We start from the raw sequence: 206 nt of genomic DNA on the forward strand, positions 1-206 counted from the left end.
AGCGGGTCTCTCAGGCCGGCAATATAGAATTGGCCATCGCGCACCTTTTGTTCGGCAACGATGATGCCCGGCTGGGTACTCAGCCGCGACACATAGGCCTGCCAGTGTTCCGCCGCGCGTGCTTCGGGGCTCACATCACGAACCTTGGAGATGTCGAATACCGGTCCGCCTGCCGAAAGCTGTCGGGCCGCTGCGTGTGCCCGATC

The organism is Mesorhizobium sp. WSM4848 (assembly GCF_055811375.1).